19 protein-coding genes are annotated in these 19736 nt (G+C 40.8%); 18 read left to right on the top strand and 1 reads right to left on the bottom strand.

The window, feature by feature from the left end; translation table 11 throughout:
* Positions 1-124: 124 nt before the first annotated feature.
* The 5 genes from LC090_RS16130 to LC090_RS16110 all read left to right on the top strand — a co-directional run bounded on the left by LC090_RS16130 (position 125) and on the right by LC090_RS16110 (position 6212).
* Positions 125-982: an SDR family oxidoreductase gene (locus LC090_RS16130; protein ID WP_226659044.1), complete on the top strand. Its 858-nt coding sequence runs from the start codon at positions 125-127 to the stop codon at positions 980-982.
* 206 nt (positions 983-1188) lie between these two features.
* A complete protein-coding gene (locus LC090_RS16125; protein WP_226659043.1) occupies positions 1189-2898 on the top strand; it encodes an ABC transporter ATP-binding protein in 1710 nt (569 codons plus the stop codon).
* 134 nt (positions 2899-3032) lie between these two features.
* Positions 3033-4241, top strand: coding sequence for a Bcr/CflA family efflux MFS transporter (locus LC090_RS16120; protein WP_226659042.1), 1209 nt, complete (start codon positions 3033-3035; stop codon positions 4239-4241).
* A gap of 102 nt (positions 4242-4343) precedes the next feature.
* Complete coding sequence (locus LC090_RS16115) at positions 4344-5201, top strand: ABC transporter permease subunit (RefSeq protein ID WP_226659041.1); 858 nt, start codon at positions 4344-4346, stop codon at positions 5199-5201.
* Positions 5202-6212 carry a hypothetical protein gene (locus LC090_RS16110; RefSeq protein ID WP_226659040.1) on the top strand — a complete coding sequence of 337 codons (1011 nt, stop codon included), beginning with the start codon at positions 5202-5204 and terminating at the stop codon, positions 6210-6212. It begins immediately after the preceding gene.
* Between the two features lie 200 nt (positions 6213-6412).
* Here LC090_RS16110 and LC090_RS22210 read toward each other — a convergent pair whose 3' ends face one another.
* Positions 6413-6520, bottom strand: a complete 108-nt coding sequence (locus tag LC090_RS22210; RefSeq protein ID WP_369522760.1) for a carbonic anhydrase — start codon at positions 6518-6520, stop codon at positions 6413-6415.
* A gap of 336 nt (positions 6521-6856) precedes the next feature.
* On the opposite strand from LC090_RS22210, the gene LC090_RS16105 reads away from it, so the two are divergent.
* The 13 genes from LC090_RS16105 to LC090_RS16045 all read left to right on the top strand — a co-directional run bounded on the left by LC090_RS16105 (position 6857) and on the right by LC090_RS16045 (position 19689).
* Positions 6857-10033: an SNF2 helicase associated domain-containing protein gene (locus LC090_RS16105; RefSeq protein ID WP_226659039.1), complete on the top strand. Its 3177-nt coding sequence runs from the start codon at positions 6857-6859 to the stop codon at positions 10031-10033.
* Between the two features lie 166 nt (positions 10034-10199).
* Complete coding sequence (locus tag LC090_RS16100; protein ID WP_226659038.1) at positions 10200-11051, top strand: dimethylarginine dimethylaminohydrolase family protein; 852 nt, start codon at positions 10200-10202, stop codon at positions 11049-11051.
* A 66-nt stretch (positions 11052-11117) separates the two neighbouring features.
* Complete coding sequence (locus LC090_RS16095) at positions 11118-11852, top strand: YqcI/YcgG family protein (protein ID WP_226659037.1); 735 nt, start codon at positions 11118-11120, stop codon at positions 11850-11852.
* Between the two features lie 369 nt (positions 11853-12221).
* A complete protein-coding gene (locus LC090_RS16090) occupies positions 12222-12782 on the top strand; it encodes a GNAT family N-acetyltransferase (RefSeq protein WP_369522759.1) in 561 nt (186 codons plus the stop codon).
* A 97-nt stretch (positions 12783-12879) separates the two neighbouring features.
* A complete protein-coding gene (locus tag LC090_RS16085; RefSeq protein ID WP_226659036.1) occupies positions 12880-13443 on the top strand; it encodes a GNAT family N-acetyltransferase in 564 nt (187 codons plus the stop codon).
* A gap of 160 nt (positions 13444-13603) precedes the next feature.
* Entirely contained in the window at positions 13604-14131 is a 528-nt protein-coding gene (locus LC090_RS16080; RefSeq protein WP_226659035.1) for an AAA family ATPase, read from the top strand.
* A 382-nt stretch (positions 14132-14513) separates the two neighbouring features.
* Entirely contained in the window at positions 14514-14954 is a 441-nt protein-coding gene (locus LC090_RS16075) for a YybH family protein (protein WP_226659034.1), read from the top strand.
* A gap of 641 nt (positions 14955-15595) precedes the next feature.
* Positions 15596-16843: a DUF4153 domain-containing protein gene (locus LC090_RS16070; RefSeq protein WP_226659033.1), complete on the top strand. Its 1248-nt coding sequence runs from the start codon at positions 15596-15598 to the stop codon at positions 16841-16843.
* A gap of 224 nt (positions 16844-17067) precedes the next feature.
* Positions 17068-17226, top strand: coding sequence for a hypothetical protein (locus tag LC090_RS16065; RefSeq protein WP_226659032.1), 159 nt, complete (start codon positions 17068-17070; stop codon positions 17224-17226).
* Between the two features lie 107 nt (positions 17227-17333).
* Entirely contained in the window at positions 17334-17831 is a 498-nt protein-coding gene (locus LC090_RS16060; RefSeq protein WP_226659031.1) for an AAA family ATPase, read from the top strand.
* 278 nt (positions 17832-18109) lie between these two features.
* Complete coding sequence (locus tag LC090_RS16055) at positions 18110-18556, top strand: hypothetical protein (RefSeq protein WP_226659030.1); 447 nt, start codon at positions 18110-18112, stop codon at positions 18554-18556.
* A 100-nt stretch (positions 18557-18656) separates the two neighbouring features.
* Positions 18657-18968: a hypothetical protein gene (locus LC090_RS16050; RefSeq protein WP_226659029.1), complete on the top strand. Its 312-nt coding sequence runs from the start codon at positions 18657-18659 to the stop codon at positions 18966-18968.
* Between the two features lie 124 nt (positions 18969-19092).
* Positions 19093-19689, top strand: coding sequence for a hypothetical protein (locus tag LC090_RS16045; RefSeq protein ID WP_226659028.1), 597 nt, complete (start codon positions 19093-19095; stop codon positions 19687-19689).
* The last annotated feature ends 47 nt before the right edge of the window (positions 19690-19736 follow it).

The following is a 19736-nucleotide window of genomic DNA, read 5'->3' as shown; positions in this document are numbered from 1 at the left end:
AATCCATTCTTACCCTTTTCTGTTTGGTTTCGCTTACAAATGTTTACACTTTTTTCTTCCGTGGTATCTCAATAAAACACCATCAATGAACTAACCATTAGTGAAGAAAAAGGAGAGATACACCGTGAACAATCAAAACGGACAACCAAAACAAACGCAGTCAGAGCAACCCGGTATTGAATCGCAAATGACGCCAAGACCGGATCAACCGCATGAGTACATAGGCAGTCACAAGCTTGAGAACAAAGTGGCGCTCATCACCGGTGGGGACAGTGGGATTGGTCGCGCGGTTGCGATCGCCTATGCGAAAGAAGGCGCAAATGTCGCAATTAACTATCTTGAGAAAGAACAAAGTGATGCGGACGAAACGAAAAAGCTCATTGAAAATGAAGGAGTGAAGTGCCTTCAGATTCCTGGCGATGTATCAGAAGAGAAAGAATGTAAGGATCTGATTGATAAGACACTCGATCACTTTGGAAAGCTTGATATTCTCGTTAATAATGCGGCCATCCAGTTTCCAACGGAAAACATTGAGGACATTTCATACGAGCAGTGGGATCAGACGTTTAAAACAAATGTGTATTCCGTTTTTAATATGACGAAATACGCGGTTCCTCACCTGCAAAAAGGTAGCTCGATTATTAATACAACATCTATTAATCCATACACAGGAAATAAAGTTTTAATTGACTATACGTCAACAAAAGGCGCAATCGTTGCGTTTACCCGTAGTATGGCAGCGAACTTGGTTGATAAAGGCATTCGCGTAAACATGGTGGCGCCTGGGCCAATCTGGACACCGCTTATCCCATCTACTTTTGATGAAGATTCCGTTGCAGAATTTGGAACGGATAACCCAATGGGACGTCCGGGGCAGCCGTCTGAACTGTTCGGTCCATACGTTTTATTAGCCTCTGATGACGGTTCTTACATGACAGGCCAGTGCATTCACGTTAATGGCGGAGACTATATGTCCTCGTAATCGCTTTAGACGGGCAGATTGGTCGTTTATTGACCAAATCGCTATTCCGTCATAAAGCCGCTCGCGCCTGAATCAACAGTCAGGAGCGAGCGGCTTTTTCAGGTGAAGAAAAGATTGTCTTCCTTCTCATTAAACTCTATAATTGATAATGGATCTCAATTGTGGTGTGTGTGGTTCATTCAATTATGGAATGGGGAGGTTATGATTTGCTCAAACGCTTCTTTTCTTATTACAGGCCATACAAGTGGCTGTTTATTCTTGATTTTGTCTCTGCCATCATTGTTGGCGTGCTGGAGTTAGCTTTTCCGCTTGCAGTTAATCAGGTGATTGATCGGCTCCTGCCTGAGGGAGATTGGGGAATTATTCTTCTTGCCTGTGCGGGTTTGCTGCTTATTTATTTAATAAACACCGGGCTACATTTCATCGTCACGTACTGGGGACATAAGCTTGGGATTAACATTGAAACAGATATGCGCCAAAAGCTGTTTACCCATATGCAAAAGCTATCATTTGGCTATTATGATAATAGTAAAACTGGTCACAGCATCTCGCGACTGACGAAAGACCTTGAGGAAATTGGCGAAGTTGCTCATCACGGGCCAGAGGATGTTTTTGTTGCCGTCATGACGCTCTTTGGGTCATTTGGTTTAATGCTGATGATCAACTGGAAGCTTGCTGTTCTCTCGTTCATTGTCATTCCGCTGCTTATTATTCTCGCTATCTATTTTAATAAAAAGATGACAAAAACGTTTAGGCGCATGTTTCAGGATGTTGCTGAAATTAATTCCAGAGTAGAGGATAGTATCGGCGGTATTCGAGTCGTTCAGGCGTTTGCAAATGAACGCCACGAGCAAGAGAAGTTCCGTCAAAATAATGAAAGCTATCGCTCAACGAAGCTTCAATCGTATAAAATTATGGCGCAAAACGTGATGTCGAACTATCTCCTCATGCGAGTCGTCACACTGTTTACGCTCTTGTTTGGAACCTTTTTCGTTATTTCTGGAGAGCTCACGTACGGTGAATTCGTTGCGTTTATATTATTATCAAATATCCTGATTGGACCGATTCAGAAGATTAACGCCGTCATTGAAAGCTATCCTAAAGGTATTGCTGGGTTTAAGAGATATACTGAAATCATTGATACTGATCCCGACATTCAGGATGCTGAAGATGCGATTGAGATGGCGCTCAGCGGTGAAATTCGCTATCGAAATGTCTCCTTTGGGTATGAAGGCTATGAACCGGTTTTAAACGAGATTAGTTTATCGATTCAGCCCGGGGAAACCGTTGCGTTCGTTGGACCGTCTGGTGCTGGGAAGACGACGCTATGTAGCTTGCTTCCTCGTTTCTATGAAATTCAAGACGGTACAATTACCATTAACGGGATTGATATCAGAGAGCTAAAGCTTTCTGCTCTTAGAAGTCAGATTGGAATCGTTCAGCAGGATGTTTTTCTTTTCTCTGGAACGTTCCGCGAGAACATTGCTTACGGAAATCTGTTAGCAAGCGACGAAGAGATCCTAGAAGCGGCAAAGAAAGCAAAACTCGATGAATTTATATACAGTCAGCCAGAAGGATTGGATACGGTGATTGGAGAAAGAGGCGTGAAGCTTTCGGGCGGACAAAAGCAAAGGCTTGCGATTGCGCGCATGTTCTTGAAAAATCCACCGATCCTGATTCTTGATGAAGCGACTTCTGCACTTGATACCGAAACTGAGGTAGCGATTCAAAAATCACTTGAAGAGTTAACAGAAGGGCGTACCACGCTTGTGATCGCGCATCGTCTTGCTACCATTAAGAATGCCGATCGCATTATGGTTGTCACGAAAGACGGGATTGCTGAGCAAGGCAATCATGCTGAACTGATTGAATCGAGCGGCATTTATAGTCGGTTGCATAAAGCACAGTTTGGTTGATGAATAAAACGATTCCTTTTCGAAAAGGAATCGTTTTTAATTTTCCAAAAGAAATCATATCGATTGTATTGGGTATGATGGTTTGCTAGAATCAAATGAACGTGTAACTAGAGAACAGAAAGGTGTCACCATTTATGCTTCATAACCCAACAGGAAAAGAACGATTTGGACTCGCTTTACTGTTAGGAATGCTTGGGATCATGGGTCCATTAAATATTGATATGTACCTTCCGAGTTTTCCGGGAATTGCGAGTGATTTAAATGCGAGCGCATCGCTCGTACAGCTTAGTTTAACAACCTGTCTCATTGGCCTTGCGGTTGGGCAGATTGTAATCGGTCCATATAGTGATGCACAGGGAAGGCGTAAGCCATTATTGATTTTTATTTTCTTATTTGCTGTTGCCTCTATTCTTTGTGCAGTGGCACCGAACATTCTAACACTCATTATTGCCCGTTTCCTTCAGGGCTTTACAGCTTCAGCGGGAGTGGTGCTCTCGCGTGCAGTTGTTCGCGATGTATTCAGCGGACGAGAGCTAACAAAGTTTTTTGCGCTTCTAATGGTTATCAATGCGACAGCGCCGATGATTGCGCCGATCGCAGGTGGAGCGATTTTACTTCTGCCATTTGCGACATGGAATACGATCTTTTATTTCCTCGGAATTCTTGGATTGATTATCGTAACAGTGATTGGCCTCCGACTTCCAGAAACACTACCACCTGAGAAAAGATTACCAAGCACAATCAACCAATCGGTTCGCACAATGGGCAGTCTTCTAAAAGACCGCTCCTTTATCGGATACGCGCTAACGATTGGGTTTGTTCACGGCGGTAGTTTTGCCTACGTTTCCGGAACGCCTTTCGTTTATCAAGGTATTTATAACGTATCGCCACAGGTGTTTAGTATTTTATTTGGAATCAACGGGCTTGCGATCATTTCAGGTAGCTTTATGATCGGTAAGTTAAGTGCTTATTTTCATGAAAGAAGCTTGCTTCGTACCGCGGTCATCACAGCGGTATCAGCTACGTCCTTCTTACTTGTCATGACAATCATTGAAGGGCCGCTCGCGACGCTTGTGATTCCAATCTTCATTTACATGACCGCAATGGGAATGGTGCTTACAAGTACATTCACGCTTGCGATGGAAAAGCAGGGACGCAGGGCAGGCAGTGCCAGTGCCGTACTCGGCATGCTGCCGCTGTTATTCGGCTCGATGGTGTCACCGCTAGTCGGACTTGATGAGTCAACGGCTGTACCAATGGGGGCGATTCTGTTTACAACGTCTTCAATCGGTGCCATTACTTTCTTTACCTTAACGAAAAAGAATAACGTTGCTGCGAAGTGACTTCCCTGTTGGGAGGTCACTTTTTTAAATGGAAAAATAGATTCTCTGCAACCATCCCCTGTTCTTTTCGTCATAACTAATAAAGGGCATGGGAGGAGCTTCATGAAAAAAATTCTTCATTTGATTACGATCGGATTTAGCATCATTTTGATTGGTAGCGCTGCAAGTATGTTTCAAAATGGAATGAACTTCAGCTTCACCTTGTTTCTTGAACTGGTTTTTGAAAATGGAAAAAGCCTGATCAACTTCACTCACTTAACTTATGAATCTCCAGTCGGCAGTGGAGTGGAACGTTCGATTTTCCCGCTTATTTTTGAATACTATGGCTACTCGCTTTTCATTTTGCTTGGTGGTTTTAGTTTATCGCTTCTTTCAGCACTGCTGCTAACCTATATTACCTTTTTCGTTCCACCCTCCATTCGAATCGGAATGAAAAGGACAGTTGGCCTTCTAGAAGCCATACCAGACATGTTCATAATTGTGATCGTACAGTTAGGCTTTATTGCATTTTATCGAGAGACTGGCATTCTCTTATTTGAGGTGGTCGGTGCATTTAAACGACCAATCGTGTTACCGCTCCTCACCTTTGCGATTTTACCGTGTTTCTTTTTCTACCGCATGATGCTTCTGATGTTTGAAGATGAATTAACGAAACCTTACATTGAACTTGCGATGGGCAAAGGGTTATCGCGTGGGAAAATCTTATGGAAGCATGTGACAAGGAACTGTCTTTTAAGCGTGGTGAATCACTCGAAAGCGGTTATTCTGCTATTACTAACAAATCTTGTGATGCTTGAAGTGATTTATAATTTGTATGGCATGACGTGGTTTATGATTAATCACATTACGGGGCAAATTGTCACCTTTAGTATATTAATGATCTTTCTACCTTTGTACTTCTTAGAAGCCACAGCGAAGCGATGGATTACCCACCTAACGGGAGAGGAGGTGCCGGGTTAAATGGTGCGAGCATTTCTGAAAAATAAGCGATTCGTGTTGGGTGGAAGCTTTATTCTTCTTCTTTTAATCTCCAGTATCGTGTATAGCGTATTATTCGATAACCATATCCCAGTTGCGAGCATTATGACTGATGAGAATGGAACGATCGTCGGAAAACCACCTTATTCTCCCTGGGTTCATCCACCGTTTGGTACCGATCACGTTTCAAGAGATTTGTTTTTTATTATTTTAATAGGAGCGAAATACACCCTTGGACTTGCATTAGGTATTGCACTCATTCGTTTTGTTTTCTCAAGTGTAGCTGGTATTCTTCTGCAGCTTTATTTTCCCTCCTTCCTCAAAAAAGGGAAACCGTGGTTTGAAGGGTTTTATTACTTTCCGGCTTCGATCTTAGCGTATCTCTTTCTATTCTTTATTCTACGAGAAGATGGTTATGGCGACGGCTTTTCCACAACGTTTACGGAGCGAGTGATCTTTGAAATGATTGTCCTCATTATCATTGGGATCCCCATTATCTTAATCAACGTTTCGAAAGAAGTGGCGATTCTCCAAAGAAAGGAATTTATCGATAGTGTAAAAGTATTAGGAGGAAGCAGGTGGCATCTCTTAACGATTCATCTTATGCCCTATCTTCATCCACAGCTATTCCTGTTGTTTGTTCGTGAAGTGATACAAGTGTTGCTTCTTCTTGCGCATCTAGGAATCTTAAATCTTTTATTTGGAGGAGCTCTACTAAAAACAGACATGTTTGATAAAGCGGCATTTGTCTCGTTATCGAGTGAATGGTCGGGTCTGATTGGTACAAATTTTCGTTTCCTTTACACGAGTTATTACTGGATTCCGCTTGTTCCCATTCTTTGTTTTACGCTTGCCATATTGGCCTTTAAGCTGATGGTGGAAGGAATGGAATACGTGCTAGACACAAAGCAGATCGTAAGAAATCAAGTAGAAGAAAAAGGGGAGAAAATCGCGGAAGTTCCTAGTAAAAAGGAAGCGTTTGACTATCTATGACCGTACCGGTTACCTTTTTGGTTTCACAAAAGAAAAAGGCAAATCAGATGGCGACAATCACCTTTCTGTCTTTGCCTTGTTAGCGTTCATTTTAGTCGGGAAAAGGGTTTGCTCTTGTTGTGAACCCTTCTCCTCCTTGGCTTGATTAAACTTCTTCATCTTCAAGTGCAGAACCGAGCGCGCCAATAATAATGGAGATACTAGTGGTCAACATAATCAAGGTGGTAATGTGCTTTTAACCACTGTGTCACTGGGATCTGTGTTCGGCCATCGATGCAATTTAAAGCAGTTCCAAATCGTTTGTTCATTCTGCACCTTCACTTATGTTCAAAGTGGTTTCTTTTTTGGATCAATGGTACACACTGTGATGAAAGTGATGTTGTTGCGAATTTGTTCCATGACGATACCTATAGCCCGGATAATAACTGGCATGCCCATGATAGAAGCTATAACCGGGAAAGTCGCTGCCATGTCGATGATAGGAGCGGCAGCCGGGATCGCTCCCTTGCCCAGAATGATAAAATGACTTTTGCAACGTCTCTTCCCTCCTCGCTGTACGATAGTGTATGAGCAGGAGGAGAGGGACGTATAGGCGAGCAACTGTGTTAAAATGAAGCAAGCAAATGAAAAAGGACCGGGATAACATGGAGCGTAAAATCAACAACAACCTCATAAAAGAAATGTGCGGTGATCTCTCTTTTAAAAAAGGGGAGGCTTATTTTCATTCAGATAAAGTGTCGTTTCATCACAAATCATCACGCGAATATGAGGCGACTGTTCATGGGGTAGAAGACTTTCATGTCACCATCAAAACAGATCGCAATGGACATCTTCAGGCAGCATGTAGTTGCCCGTCGCTTGCTACTTTCCAAAAAGATTGTCAGCATATTGCGGCCGTCTTAATTGCTATTCAGCATTTTCAACAAAATGAAACGGTAGGGCAGAATGATCATCTAGGTGAGAACTTTATGACGCTCTTCACCGACAAGCCTGCTCAAAGGAGTGGCCAGCAACGCTATTTTGAAAAGCGAAAGGTGCTAGATGTGATCTTTACGTTTAAATCCGTCTCGATTAGCGATCAGAATTTGCTGGGGGTTGAGCTCGCGGTTGAACAAGTAAAGGTACCGTTTATTCGTGACTTTTTACATGATGTGAATGAAAGGCGAATCAGTGAGGACTCACCGTGGGTGACGTATAATCCAGAGATTCACTGTTTTTCAAACCAAGCAGATGCCATTCTTCATCATCTCATCCGCGTCGCTCGTGATGAATCAGCTTTTCTAGAGTCGATTTCTTTATCGCTCGCTGAAAGAGATCGATCTGTTATGTTAATGATTTCGCCATCTTCCTGGAGCAGTTTGCTTCCTTTAGTAACAGGCACGGCTCGTGTGGAACATAAAGGAACGCTGTACGATCACTTAAAGGTAGGAGACGAATCACTCCCACTTCGATTTCTGATCGACAGAGGGGACGAAGAGAACTGTCATATTACGATCAAAGGATTTGATCGCTTGACGGTTTTGAACGCGTATCAATCGATTTTATTTCAGGGTATGGTTTTCCAATTAGAACCACGCGAGTTCAATCGCATCGTTGAATTAAAGCGAATGCTTCCGTCGGGGACCAATCAAATCCCAATTCCATACGCTCAAATGGATCATTTTCTGGAAAAGGTCGTACCGGATTTGAAACGAATGGGACATGTGGAGCTTTCAAGAGCGTTTCGTGAAACATATATGAAAACGCCGCTAAAAGCTCGTCTTTATCTTGATCGGTTAAAAAACAGGCTGCTCGCAGGGCTTGAATTTCAATATGATGAAGTGGTCATCCAGCCGTTAGAACGGCGAGATGTCCCTGGTTCGACGATCATTCGAGATATCGAGAAAGAAGAAGAAATTTTAAACTTGATGGAAGAAAGCGGATTTTCAAAAACGGACGGCGGCTATATGATGCAAAATGAAGCGCTTGAATATGAATTTCTTTATCATACCGTTCCAAAACTTGAATCGATCTTGAAGCTTTACGCTACTACAGCTGTTCGAAATCGTCTCGTTCGGAAAAAGCACTATCCGAAAATCAACGTGAAGCTGAAGAAACGAGAGCGGACGAATTGGTTAGAATTTAAATTTGACATGGATGGGATATCTGACAATCAAGTTCGTGAAATTTTAGCCGCGTTAGAAGAAAAGCGCAAATATTACCGTCTTCGAAACGGCTCGCTCTTATCGCTTGAAACGAAAGAAATGGAAGAGATGCATGAGTTTCTCACAAATGTTCCGCCGCAGGAACCGTTTGAGCCTTATTTCTCTGTTCCGGTTACGAAAAGTGCCAGTCTCATGGGTACCATTGAAACGAACAGTATGTTTCAAGCAGACGAATCGTTTCGCGCTTTTCTAGATACCCTTCGCCATCCGGATCCAGAAGCGTTTCAGGTGCCAACTTCGTTAGAACATGTGCTGCGCGATTACCAGGTAGAGGGCTATCAGTGGATGAAGACACTAGCGAGCTACGGATTTGGTGGGGTACTAGCTGATGATATGGGACTCGGTAAAACGCTACAAAGCCTGACATTTATCGTATCGGAGCTTGAAACCATACGCGCCCAGGATAAACCAGTGTTGATTGTTTGTCCTTCCTCGCTTTCCTATAACTGGTTCAATGAGATAAAAAAGTTTGCGCCTGAGCTCCAGGCACTGATCATCGATGGCAACCAGTCAACGCGCGAAAAGCTTCAAAAGAGGAGCAACGAGATGGATGTGATCATCACCTCCTATCCACTGCTTCGGCGTGATAGTAACTGGTATGAAAAGCAAAGGTTCCATACAGCATTTTTTGATGAGGCTCAAGCGTTCAAGAACCCTTCCACGCAAACGGCTCGTTCTGTTAAGAAAATCAAAGCAGACTACCGATTTGGTTTAACGGGCACCCCCGTTGAAAATGCCATTGAAGAGCTTTGGTCCATTTATCATGTTGTTTTTCCAGAGCTTTTTAAAGACATGAAAGCATACAGCAACTTAACGAAGAAAACAATCGCCAGAAGAGTTCAACCTTTTCTTCTGAGAAGAATGAAAGAAGATGTGCTAGCAGAACTTCCAGAAAAGCTTGAGTCACTTGAGTTAACGGACCTTTTACCGGAGCAGAAGAAGCTATACGCAGCATACCTGGCGAAACTAAGAACCGATACATTAAAGCATCTTGATCGTGATACCATTCGCAAAAATCGTATTAAGATTCTAGCAGGATTAACGCGACTTCGACAGATTTGCTGTCATCCGTCGCTCTTCGTTGAGGGCTACAAAGGAAGCTCGGCTAAATTCGAACAGCTACTTCAAATTATTGAGGATTCAAGACGCTCTGGGAGAAGAATGCTGATCTTTTCTCAATTTACGAAAATGCTTGATCTGATTGGAAGAGAGCTCGCCGCAAGAGGACAAAGTTTTTTCTACCTTGATGGAGAGACGCCTGCTGAAGAAAGGGTCGAGACGTGCGATCGGTTTAACGAGGGAGAACGTGATGTGTTTCTGATTTCTCTAAAAGCTGGTGGAACCGGTCTTAATTTAACGGGAGCTGATACGGTTGTTCTTTATGATCTCTGGTGGAATCCAGCTGTGGAAGAGCAAGCGGCAGACCGTACGCACCGCATTGGCCAGGAGAACGTGGTCAACGTAATGAAGCTAGTCGCACGCGGTACGATTGAAGAAAAGATGAACGAGCTTCAGGAGAAAAAGCGCGAGCTCATTTCAGCTTTAATTGATTCGGAAGAAAAAGCAAAGACTTCCTTAACGGAAGAGGATATTCGTGAGATTTTAACTGACTCTTAGTTGAAAGAGATTGAAAAGAGCCTGAAGTCGTTGCTGCTTCAGGCTTTTTTTAAACCCATCATGGCTTTTCACGTAAGTAAAAAAACAATTTTTTCCTCTAGGTTTTACGTTTGGAATGAGAGGGAATTGAGGATTTAAAATGTGAGAAATGGTGGAGGTTAAAGTAATGAACGGAGTCGCCGTTGGTCAAAAAATTCAATGCAAGTCCGAATATACACGTCTCAAAAATGTACTGGTTGTAAAGCCATCCTATATGAGAATTACAGAAATTATTAATGAAACACAAAAGCATTATGTAAATAGCAATATCAATATTCCTCTTGCCTTAGCGCAACACGAGGCGTTTGTGAAGGTGTTAGAGGGAAATGGAGTTACTGTTAGTGAACTTCAAGCGGACGCGAGTCTTCCTGAACAAGTGTTTACGCGGGACATCGGCTTTACGATTCACGACGAACTATTTGTCGCTACGATGAATGAACAAGTACGACAATCAGAAGTGAATCACTTAATCACTTATCTTGATGAGAACGGAGTCACGTATCAGCAAGGTTTACCAGATTCAATCGAAGGTGGGGATGTCGTCGTAGATGGTTCAACCGTTTGGGTTGGAAAGAGCGGCCGAACATCACAAGAAGCCATTCAAGACCTCCAAATGCGTCTACCATCTTACAAAGTGGAAGGCTTATCGTTAAGAAAGGATATTCTTCACCTTGATTGTGTGTTTAATATCATCAGTGAGAAAGTTGCGCTCGTCTATCCTTCTGCTTTTACAAAGGATGATTTAAGAAAATTGGAAGCTTGTTTTCAGTTGATCTATGTTTCGGAAGAAGAGCAGTTCGATATGGGTCCAAATGTGCTTTCAATAGGGGACAGTAAAATTGTCAGTCTTTCACAGAATAAACGGTTGAACCGCATCTTAACTGCACAGGGATTCCAAGTCTTTCCGGTAGATTTCTCGGAAATTATTAAATCTGGAGGATCCTTTCGCTGTTGTACGCTTCCGCTAGAAAGAAGCTGAATTTCTATTGGCGCATCCTGAATCGACTTGTTATGAGCATTTTAGTTATTAAAAGGAGACGAGAAGATGTTAAAAACAGAAAGTCGTTACTTGTTAACGAAAGAGGATATCGAAACGCGTGAAGATCTTCCCGCGTGGTTAAAGACGGAATATGAGACTTTCAGTGAATTAGTAACCGATCCAACATTTCCTTGTTTCTTTGGTCGAACTGCTCAGCTTAAGGGTGAGTTGCGCTATGCTTACATTGAGCACAACGATTGGTCTCATTTACCTGAAGCTGTCGAGAGCTTTCTCAGTTTATTTCAGAAACCAACAAAAATCAGACATGGCTTATTTATTTTCGTAGAGCCAGAAAGCAGCGAAAAGTCGATTGAAGACTATCGCTCGTCTTTCTGGGATATCCTTCAATATCTACATAATCACGATCGCTTTCCATGGCCGAGCGAAGCGCCTAAAGATCCAGAGCACTACTTATGGGATTTTCACTTTGCTGGAGAACCGATTTTTACCTTTGGAAATGCGCCAGCTTACAAGCAGCGTAAAACAAGAAACCTTGGAAATAGCCTCATTCTAGGTTTTCAACCTCGCGCTATTTTTCAGGGGCTCGAAGGTACCGAAAAAGGCGGCATCATGTCACGCGAAAAAGTTCGGGCTCGTGTGGAGACTTGGGATCAGCTTCCAAAGCACCCGGATATCAGTCACTTCGGAGATCCCGATCACAATGAATGGAAGCAATCGTTCATTGGAGATGACGTCACACCAATTGAAGGGAAGTGTCCTTTCCTTCATCATAATCGCTGAAGCTAAAAATCGTATAGGAGATAAAAACTAGCCAACTGAAACCTGAGTGGGAAAATTCCTGCTCAGGTTTATTTACTTGCGCAGGAAAATAGCTTCTAAGACTGCTCAAGAAAAAACGCCGTTCCTTTTCGTGTGGAATATTATGTTAAAATGAAACGGAATCGCGCACCATTGCGAAACATGATTGAACGGTTTCTAAAAAATGCTCCTGGCTGTAAGGTAAAAAAAATATGGTTTTTCCCTGGGAATGGGCAAAGGATCAAAGCATTCATCACATTTTTCTAGGAACGACTGCACCGTTTCCTGTCATGAAAGTAGATACCTATTTTTATCGCTTAGATTTATAGAGTAGGAAAGGAGGCTTTTTAGTTGAGAGAATTAATGAAAGGGTTACCACATTTTGAAACAAAGCATCTTTATTTACGCAAAATTAACGAAGAAGACCTTTCTGACATGTTTGAATATGGCTCGAATGCTAACGTTTCGAAGCACGTGAGCTGGGAAACGCACCAGTCGCTAGCAGATACGAGAACATTCTTGGAGATGATTTTAGAAGGATATCAACAGGGAACCAAAGCCCTGTGGGGCTTAGAGTTAAAATCGACTGGTAAACTTGTGGGGACAATTGATTTTGTCACGATTCAAGAACGGCATCGAAAAGCAGAAATCGGCTATGTGCTTTCAGAGAAATGCTGGGGAAAAGGTTATATGAGGGAAGCAGCCGAGCGGATCATGGCATTTGGATTTGAACAGCTTCAGTTAGAACGAATTCAGGCTCGTTGTTTTGTGGAGAATCAAGGTTCAGAGCGTGTCATGGAAAAGGTCGGCATGTCGTTCGAAGGAATCATGAGAAACGCCATGTTTGCGAAGGGAAAATTTCATGACTTGAAGATGTATGCGATTGTTTCTGGGGACTATTTTAGTAAGTAGGGGATACTCTAGAATCTGGCAGTTTCATTGAAGAAGGGTTTTCTAAGTAAGGTGAAGAAAAGAATCATAGATCGATATGGTTAAGGTAGGTGAATAAATGATTCATTATTTAGGTACGCCAATGATAGAAACAGATCGGTTAGTTCTAAGAAAGGTTGGACTTTCAGATGCTCAAAGTGTATATGACCATTGGCTTTGTGATGATCGCGTAATGGAAAATCTTATAAAAGGTGCACACAAGTCTGTATCGGAAACAATTGAGAGAGTAACAGAAATCGTAAGTAATTATGAGTCACAAGAGTTCTGTTATTGGGGGATAGAACTAAAAACAAGTGGTGAATTGATTGGAGCGATTGATCTCTTCAATTTTGATAGCAGGACAGAAAATTGTGAAGTAGGTTATTCAATCGGTTATAAATGGTGGAATAAGGGGTATGGAACTGAGGCCTTGAGAGCTGTTCTGGATTTTGGCTTTAGACATATGAACATTCACAAAATATCAGCAGCCCATAATATAGACAATCCTGCCTCTGGTAAGATTATGCGGAAAAATGGAATGGAACAAGAAGGCACGATGAAGCATATGATTCGCAATGCTAAGAATCAGTATAAGGATTGTGCTGTATATGGGCTTCTTCAGGAAGATTATTTAAAAGTGTGAAGTGATTATTTAATGTCTTTCATAATTCTACAAACTCGGAGCGTTAATCTAAAAGGATTACGCTTCTTTTTGTTTAAGTTAAGAACAGGGCAGTTTGGTTGAATAATCGATTAAGATTTAAATTATAGTCAGTTCACATCAGAAAATAGGGGGATTACAAATGTTTGATAAGTTCAATTTTGACTTCATTTATCGTGATCGAGATGATTCAACCCCTCTCGTAGTAATGATGTGTGGGATTGCTGGTTCTGGGAAAACGACATTTTCACAAGTATTAGAACAGGAAGGGTTTGTACGTCTTTCGGTTGATGAAGAAATATGGGCTACACATGGTCGCTGGGGAATAGATTTCCCAATGGAAAAGTTTGATGAATATAGGAAAATTGCTGAAAGCAAATTACGTATCCGTTTAATAAAGTTAATTCACGATAAGCAACAGGTGGTTATTGACTTTAGTTTTTGGGACCGTGTAAGAAGGAACCAGTATAAAAAACTTATAGAGGATTCTGGTGGTAAATGGAAACTTATTTACTTAAAAGTTCATCCTGATGATTTGCGTGAACGACTTAAGTTACGTACTAAACGTTTTGATGCAAATTCGTTTCCTATTTCAGAAGAACGTTTAAATTCTTACCTTTTTGGTTTCGAAATACCTAAAGGTGAAGGAGAAATTGTAATTGAAAATTAGACCCATCAGATAAAAATCACTAAGCCTTACATCTAATAGATTAATGCTTTATTCTACTTCAACAAACTCGGAGCAATTCTGCAATAGCCTGGCAAGGTACTTTTAGGTAAATAAGTCACTCGTTTTATCGCTTTTTTTAACGAATACGACGATCCAAACGGTTGCAGCACCTAAAAAAGGAACTAATATTGCAACAAGTGTATGGTAGTCGATGGTTAACAACTCCTTATGAGTAAGTTGTATGGATAAGAATATTACCATGGCATATGTGTCTTTTTTATACAATCGAGTTTTTCTCCGTGCTAAAAAAAAACAGAGGTATAGCAGCCAACTTATTGAATAGATAAAAGAACAATAATTTCTTATCTAAGGGGAGTATCTCGTGTATAACAATATCAGTTCAGTTCAAGAAGCACTTGAAAGATACAAAGAAGCTGTCATTGAGCAGGATGTTGAGAAACTTTTGTCTGCCTATTCTTCTGACATACATATTTATGATTGCTGGGGAAGATGGGAATGCAAAGGGAAAAACGCTTGGAGTGAGAGCGTGACAGAATGGTTCAATGGCTTAAAAGAAGAAGGGGTCAAACTCCAGGTAGTTTTTAACGATTTAGTTATTGAAGAAGGGGAGAACACCGCTTTTTCTCATTGTGCCCTCACTTACGCAGCTTACAACGTTGAAAGGGAAGAAAAGCTTCGTCAAATAACCAACAGGTTTACATTTTGTCTGAAGAAAGCAAACGGGTTCTGGCTCATTACTCATGAACATTCTTCATTGCCAATCGACATGCAAAATGGAAAGGGTATGTTCAATTTAAGGTAAAAAAGTATTCTAATTCAGTGCTGTTTTTAAAAGTACTTTGACTGGCTAAATGACCTTTATGGAGTTTCGTGTCATTTTGTTAGACTAATAATAAAAAGCAAAAATTGCTAAACTAGGGGCTATTCTTCAAGAAGGAGAATAGCTTATTTTATTGAAGTAAAGAAGCCGAAATGCGGAATAATAATAACTTTCATTATTAACTTTTTAGTAAACCTATTCTGTGCAGCATAAAATTTCATCTTAGTCGAGTTTGAGAAGCTTGTACTTGCTGTGCGGGACAGGTTAGGGGACAAGTTATCAAAAAGTTATATAGCATTTCTTTATATGAGAGATGCTTTTTTTTATGTCTTGCACCAGGATAGGAATAAATATTTATTGTAAATCGATAATTTTTTGTTTAAAATTAATATAATGAATAAGAAGCGAGATGCTGTTTAAGAAAAAAGTAACTACATTATTTTTAAAAACAGCTGTGATTTTTTTGAGAGTCCCAGTCCTTGCTCTTTACTTTCAATGTGATGCTGGCTAAAAGGAAAATGAGCGTAACGGAACTTTCTGAGAAGATTGGAATACCGAAGTGATGAAGATCGTTAAGCATTGTATAACATACTTAATTTAATAATGATTTGGGAGGCATGAAGATGGATAGTAACAATTTGGTTCTTAAACATATTGCTGATCCACATGAGCTGGAGAGGATGTATCGAACAGACCCGAAAGCTTTTAAAAAGTCATTCTCATACGCATGGGAACAACAACCCGATTCGCAGATTCTTGGTGTTTGGCATGAAAGATTGCACTTCAAGGAGACAGCAAATACAGTGAAACCTTCTTTATTTCAAAAAGGTTTCTTAGTCATGGGCCTTTTAGCTATTCTAGCAGGGATAAGCACCAGGATCATTTTCCATTTTGTCGAGCAGGAAGCAATCGCTCCGATTAACCTCGCTTTTGGTATCATTCCCTTTATGGCTGCCTACTTTATATATCGTAATAAGCCGAAAAGAAGCATTATTTATTCCCTTTCAGCATTGTTCATCGTTTCCGGATTTTATCTTAATATGCTGCCATTAAATTTTAAAGACAGTATTATCCTTGTTTATTTACACCTCCCTATTTTCTTATGGGTATTGCTAGGAGTTGCCTTTACAGGAAACGGCTACCTAAAAGGCACTGAAAGGTTAGCATATATTAAATTTAATCTGGAATATGGTATACTCTACGCCAGCATGGCAGTCAGCGGAATGGTGCTAGCCTTATTAACTATGCAGTTATTCAGCTTTGTCGGCCTGGATATAGAAGATTTCTATTTTAGTAATATTGTTTTATTTGGTGCTGCCGCTCTGGCAATCGTGGCTACCTACTTAGTATCAATGAATCTTAAACTTGCGAAAAATATCACCCCATATCTAGCGAAAATTTTTAGCCCTCTTGTCCTGATCACATTGTTGGCCTATCTTGTAACGGTTTTAGGAGTGGGGGAAAACCCATTCGTGGACCGTGATTTCTTAATCGCTTTCAACGGAATTCTCCTTGGTGTATTAGCCGTTACCCTATTTTCCATTACTGAAAGAGATTCAGATGAGAAAAAGAACATTTCAGATTATCTTAATGTTGCCTTGATTGTGCTTGCGCTCATCATCGACAGTGTGGCTTTGTCAGCAATTGTATTCAGACTTTCTTCGTTTGGAATTACTCCCAATAGACTTGCTGTTTTAGGTGTAAACATTCTGATCTGGGCTAATCTAATTTGGATTATGTTCTCCTATATTCGCTTTTTACAAAACAAATCCGGACTTTCCACTATCCAAGATGCCGTTACGAAGTATTTGCCGGTCTATGGACTTTGGGCAGCCTTCGTTACATTTACTTTTCCAATAATCTTTCTTTAGACAGCGCTGCATGGAGTCGATTATGAAAAAATAGTATTTGTAAGAAATGATGAAGTGATTATTACTTGTAACGAATGATCACAGTCATATAAAAAAGGGTGAATCGTAGCTACCACTCTCAAAAATCTCTTAGCTTATCTTTCATAAGATAGGCTTTTTTTAAAAGATTGCAATCACTCTTCAAGGATTTAAATGAACTGGAAATCTAAAAAGGTGGAATGAAGGTGAAAGAATTACTCATTTCGATCGTTACTTTTATAATCGTTTGGATTTTATTTGGAATGTTTTTTCATGAGTTTGATGAAGCTGTTTTATTTCTAACAATCGTAGGGATTCTTACTGGTTACAACATAGGTAAAAGACAGCAATATGGAAAGAGGTAATGAAAGTTCGTATAAATCAGTGCCATTGAAGCAAAAAGCTATAGCTTGTTGGGCAAACGGAGTAAGGTGTGGCAATCACGACTAAATGAAGGGTGAGGGTTCAAATTATGAATCAATCGGGGACGCTCTACTTTTTCTGTGGGAAAATGGGCGCAGGAAAAACAACGAAATCCAAACAAGTGGCGATCGATCAACATGCGGTACTATTGTCTGAAGATGAATGGCTTTCTTCTCTTTATCCTAATCAGATTGCCTCATTTGAGGACTATCTAAAATTCTCGGCTCAACTTAAGCCGTTGATGAAAAAGCTTGTTCAAAACATATTAAGTGTCGGGTCAAATGTAGTCATGGATTTTCCAGCTAACACGCAAAAACAGCGCAAGTGGTTTTTAAATATGGCGTCAGAGGTAAAGGCAAGCCACCAACTCATTTTCCTAAATGTCACGAACGAACAATGCTTAAGTCAAATTGCACAAAGGCGTAACGAACAGCCTGAACGAGCAGCTTTTGACACGGAAGAGGGGTTTAATCACGTTACTAAATTTTTTGAAGCACCAGAAGCTTATGAAGGTTTAACTATTAGAGAGGTTAGAGGAAAAGAATAACAAGGAATTTAGCACAGCGTAACCAATTTAAAGAGTCGTCATATATAAGTGAGGGACAAGCGATTTCGATTTAGTTTGCGGGAGTGGTTTAATGATTTGTTCTGACCTTTTTTAAAAAAATAGTTTATCAAGTTATAGAATAAAAGAGCTTATCCGTCATAAGCTCTTTTCATGATGGAATAAAAATTGAATTATTCGCACTAATTTGAAATAATTGGATATAAAGGAATAGAGAAATTACGCGCCAATCTGGCACTGTGATGTTTGCGAGGTGAAGCATGAGTGAAGAAAGTTTAAGGAAAGTAAGGCGTTTCCTGGTCTATCTCGCCTTTCTAATGATGGCAGTTGCTTTGTCTTATATCCTGGCGTACCCACTCGGATATTCGCCGCTCGGTTATGAAACGATTAACACAAAAGACGACTTAGTCGTTTTGCAGTCTGATAACTTAATAGGGCTAGAAGAAGAACGAGTGACCTATGTACCGCAAGAAGGGGAAGAATGGACCATCGGGTATCTGAAGGATCTCATTCAGCAACAACGAACTCAGTATTTTTTCTTTTTTACCTCCTTGTTAATAGCCCTATTATGGGGAGTATGCGATCTCATGAGAGAAAAATCATGGCGGCGCGTTTTGATTCAGGGCTGTCTATACGTTTTTGTTCCGACAGTATCATTAGTAACACAAGTGAATAACATAAAAGACGTTTTGCAACATGCTATGTAAAGGAAATCAGGCGTGTCCCTTAGTGAGGGGTTATTAAATTAAACGTAATGATAAGAGCCAGACACTGCCCGGCGTTAGAAGTTTCGGAGGAGAGGATTTTTTGAAAAAAGATATCGGTAAATCGATCGTTGCATCTCTTTTGATCGGACTAATTGTATGGGCAGCTAGTGCCTTTTTTTCTTTTTCGTATGTTAATTGGAGTTTCCTAATTGGAATTGGATTATCAGTGATCCTTTATTTATTTAATAGTAGTGGAGGAGTTCTATCAAATGCAACAAACTTTGAAGCGAGTCAAGCGGGATGGAAAATTCAAAGTGAACGTGATATGAAAGTGAATGTCGGAGCCGTGTTTTATGGTGTCGTCCTCTATACCATGATTAGTTTGATTTTGACGATCATTGCTTTCTATTAAACATTCTCATCATCGATCTCATGATAAGGCTGGCTGGGACCAACCAACTTTAATATAGGACTTGCATAACTTGAGGCAACTTGAATTAGGGCTGTTAAAAGAAAGACTGAAAAGGAGGCGGAAGATGAAGCGGATTATGGTTCTGTTAGGCGTTGCGTTGTTGCTTACAGCTTGTGGGATTGAAGAAAGTGGTGGAGCTAAAGGCGAGAATTCGCTTGTGATTGAACCTGCTGATCTATCTGAGCGGGAGCAAATGATCGTCAATCAAATGGGAGTCGACTATCAAACCTTTTATACCCTTGATGGTGAAGTGAAGGAGGGAGAGGTGTTGGAGACTTCGATTGATGTGTACGAAAATGGAGAAGGAAGAAGTGTGATTTCTTCTGTTTCGAACCCAGACGATAACGAATTCAATCAGTCCCTTCACTCTTTTCAGCTCCTAATGGAAGAAAAAGAGGCTTTCCTTACGCTTGGAGAACCGAGCGGATATGCGAGAGGAACCGAGTTTTTTCCTGATGATCTTGGAAGTTTTAGCTTTGTTAGTCTAGAAGATAAAGTCACAATGAAGAAAGGCGAACCCGTATACTTGGCTTACCTCGTTGGAACAAGTCAAAATGAGTTATCAACAGAGGTTAATGAAAATAAGACCGCGTTACCGAAAACGGTTCAAGAGGCAGAATATGCTGTTGTGTTTAAGCTGGAAATAAAGAATGAACAATAGAAAGACGGTGAGAGCTTATCTGTAACGAGATAGGCTTTTTTTAGTGA

The organism is Guptibacillus hwajinpoensis (genome assembly GCF_020524165.1).
GTDB classification, from domain to species: Bacteria; Bacillota; Bacilli; order Bacillales; family Guptibacillaceae; genus Guptibacillus; species Guptibacillus hwajinpoensis_D.
Note: the sequence above shows the minus strand (reverse complement) of the source record. Positions and strands in the feature narration are given on the sequence as shown.